This is a genomic window from Streptomyces tailanensis, from assembly GCF_008386495.1.
GTDB classification, from domain to species: Bacteria; Actinomycetota; Actinomycetes; order Streptomycetales; family Streptomycetaceae; genus Streptomyces; species Streptomyces tailanensis.
On the sequence record NZ_VTHJ01000150.1, the window covers coordinates 1 to 3,381 of the forward strand.

Below are 3,381 nucleotides of genomic sequence, written 5' to 3' on the forward strand. Positions count from 1 at the left end.
GCTCCATCCTCTGGCTACGCAGCCTGCCAGCCCTCCCGTGATCTCAACTCAGAACAGGCCCTAGGTGCCGGCCGTGCGCTGAGGCGCTCGATACGCCAGGCCAGGGTCCTGGCGGGAGATCGGGCGTCGTCCAGAGTGCGCTGGGCGGCGGCCTGCTGGAGGAGCCGCTCAGGGTTGTGACCTGCGGTCTCGGCTTCGGCGAGGACAGCGGTGAGGGCGCCGAAGGCGGGGTCTTCGGTGAACTGCTCGGAGTGCTCGGGTACGGCCTGGCGGATGTGCCGGGCCACGGTCTGTTGCGGCGGTCGGCGCTGGGCGAGGCCAGCCAATGGCGCAGCGGCTGCCTGCTCGTAGGCGGCCTGGAGATGGATCAAGGTCTGGCGGGCGGCGGCGACTTGCTGGTCGTGGTGGCGGAGCTGGTGCCAGCGGGCGGCAGCGATGACGACGAGGATCGCGGCGTCGAGGAACATCGCCAGGGTGGCGCCGTCCTTGGGGGCGGGGTCGCGGACCATGGCTCGCACGGCACCGCGTAGGGCGCGGGCATGGTGGTGCTCGGCTTGGACGCGGGATCGGGTGGCGCGCTCGAACGCCTCTGCTGCCTGGAGGAGTTGGGACCGGACGGTCTGGGGCGCGAGAAGGGGGAGGACGTCGAGGGCTTCGCCGAAGGCTGCCAGGTGGGCCTGGGCGGCTGCGTCGTCGCCGTGCCCGAGGCGGTGGGGGATGCGTTCCGCGGCGGCGGTGGCCTGGTGCCACGGGTCGGCCTGGGTAGTCGCATCCGAGGAACCGAGCAAGCCGTTCCCATGAGTCCGGGTCGTCGCCTGGAAGAACAAGACGGCGATGCTGCGGGACATCGAGGCTCTCGCCCAGGAACTCGGAAGGCACCGACATGCTCGTTCGCCCTGTCGTGACGATGAGACGCATCGGCGCCTTGGAAGCAATGCGTTGGATTTGGTCCGGACCCAGCGACCCGATGTTCACGTAAGCGTCGAACATCCGGCGTCGGCCGCCACGAAGGAGCGCATCAAGCTCGTCTGAGGGCAGGTCGGTCAGGTCGCTGATGCAGCGGAACCCTAGGACCGACAGTGCCTTAGCCACTGTGGACAGTCCCGTACCGGGCGCGCCGATCACCACGATCGGGCCCCTCTCGGGCCGGCGTCGGGCAAGCCGAGGAGCGTCACGCCGGATCGCGCCCACCTTCGCCAGGATCGGCAGGACGGAGTATGAGTTGCTCGACGCAATCCCCGGGCGCTGCTCGATGATGGGCCTGTTCCTCATCCGCACCGAGAGATGGTCGAACTGTAGGTTGATCCATAGATCGATCGGGCCATGAGCTGGCAGCAGGCTGAGGAGCTTCTCCGCTCCCGCACGGGAGAGCACGTAGCCGGAGAGCTGCCACAACCCCCTGGTCGGGCGCCGGAGCGCCGACGTGGTGCGGATCCGCACTTCGTCCTCGCCGGTCTCTTGGTAGGAGAGATAAAGGAGGTCGACGGAATCATCGGCGCCTCGGTCTGATCGCAATTCGCCCCATACACGCTTCAGCACAGACATGCACGTCCGCGTGACGTACGCGTCGTCCTCGAGCACGAGGGTGTAGGGCATGATGCTGGCGGCGATTAGCTTCCACACCTCGATGTGTGAGAGTGCCACCGCGATCTCTTGCGGCGTCATGGTAATCCGCGTCGCGCGGGCGGCGTCATCGACGTCGAGCCTGGGATGCGGATCGATGAGGAGCTGCTCAGCCAACGTGTATGTCGGGTTGAGGAGGTTGGCTGGGGGCGGGCCCTGAAGACGGCGGGCATCGATCGCCGAGAACCGCCTTGTGATCGTGTCGAGCGAGCGGCCCTCCATGTTCCTGAGACGCCTGAGGTCACGGTTCAACCTGCTCCAACGCTCTTGGGCACGGTCGAGGTTGATGACGTAGATGCGTTCGATTGCCGTGCCGTCACCGCTCGACGAAAACGCGGTGGAACGTCTTCGAACGAAGAATCGCCTGGTCAGGTAGAGGACGTGGGAGCGCAACGCGGGACGCATGCCGGTGAGGGAGGTGATGTTCATATTGGGAGAGGTTGTTGACTGTCGTTCGGAGAGGGAATGGGCTGCAGCAGTCGCAAGGCCCGGTCTGGCAACGTGAGTGCCCCGAGCTGCGGTTCTCGGGACAGCCGAGTAGCCACGTCACCCGTCCTGGCGCCATAGGCGCCAGTTCCGCTCGTCGTTGCGGTAGCTGAGCGGCCACCGGCTCACGGCGATGGTGTCCCACGTGCAGAGGATCTCGACGTCGATCGGCTGACCGAGTTGTTCTCGTGAGAGGGCATAGCGGGCGAGTGCCACCGTAAGGTTGCCCGGTCCCGTCATCGACTGGATATCGATCGGCCCGCCAGGGTGGCCGAGGACCGCCGCCGTGCACGTCTTGAGTGCCGCGAGGACGACCGGATGGTGGGCCGGCGCGATGATCGGGGTGTTGTTGACGTAGTGGATCCTTGTACCTGAGTCGCTGTCGGTCGTCATCGCGTGACGTGGGTCCACCATGGTGTCGGCCACGGTGTCGTAGCACAGCGCCTGGAGCCGGAGCCGGGAGTCCCGGAAGAGCGGTGTCAGGTCGGTGCCCTGGTAGGAGTCGTCCGCATCGACGTAGAAGCCGCCGTTGACGGCCAAGTAGCACAGCCGGAAATAGTCACTGCGCATCGCCGGGTGCGGGCAGGCATCGAAGGCCGCCACGTGTGCGTCGTCGTAAGCAGCCGCGATGAACGAGCGTGCCGACTCGTCCCCGTACACCTCTCGGCGAAAACCCTGGCTTTCCAGCGCCGTCCAGCTCGTCATGCACTCCAGCACGTCGGTGGGGATCCTTGCGGGGTCGTCCCAGAACTGGACGATCACGCGCGGGACGGGTGCGATCGGAACCGATCCAGCGGATTCCGAAAGCGTGAGCGTCAGGTGCCGCAGATACCGGGACCTGCGGATGTGGTCATCGACGATGTCCTCTGCCTGGCGGTCGTACCCAAGGGCTGCTTCCGGTTGAACATCGCAGTGACATGGGCCATGTGGTGTGGGTGCAGTCATCGGGGGAACCTTCTCTACCGAGACGAGGAAGCGGCCACCAGGAACGCCTGCGCGCTGTTCGTATTCGTCGGGTGATGTGCCGGTAGGCGGGAGCATGCGTCGTCGAGCAGGTCAGAGCCTGCGGCCATTTGGTACCAGACCCGTTTGAGTGTGTGCTCCGTGATCAGCATGGGCGTCAGTATGCGGCCAGGCACTGACAAGACCTGGTCGAGACGCCCTGGCGGCGCTCCCTCGCCTTCAACTCTCTCGGCGGTCTAGTTGCCGCATCAGGCAACGTTCGCCCTGTCGACGACCTCGCGGAGGCGTTCGTCGGCGGCGTGCTTGTTC

At 66.2% G+C, this 3,381-nt stretch carries 1 protein-coding gene and 2 pseudogenes; all 3 read right to left on the bottom strand.

The features are described 5' to 3' along the window. Positions 1-14: 14 nt before the first annotated feature. Positions 15-755 (bottom strand): annotated as a pseudogene (locus F3T56_RS45545) (mobilization protein); the annotation flags it as partial. 589 nt (positions 756-1,344) lie between these two features. Continuing rightward, positions 1,345-2,052 (bottom strand): annotated as a pseudogene (locus F3T56_RS50435) (glycosyltransferase family 25 protein); the annotation flags it as partial. A gap of 117 nt (positions 2,053-2,169) precedes the next feature. Then, on the bottom strand, positions 2,170-2,871 hold the full coding sequence (locus F3T56_RS46820) for a glycosyltransferase family 32 protein (RefSeq protein ID WP_172639495.1): 702 nt from the start codon (positions 2,869-2,871) through the stop codon (positions 2,170-2,172). Positions 2,872-3,381 lie beyond the last annotated feature (510 nt).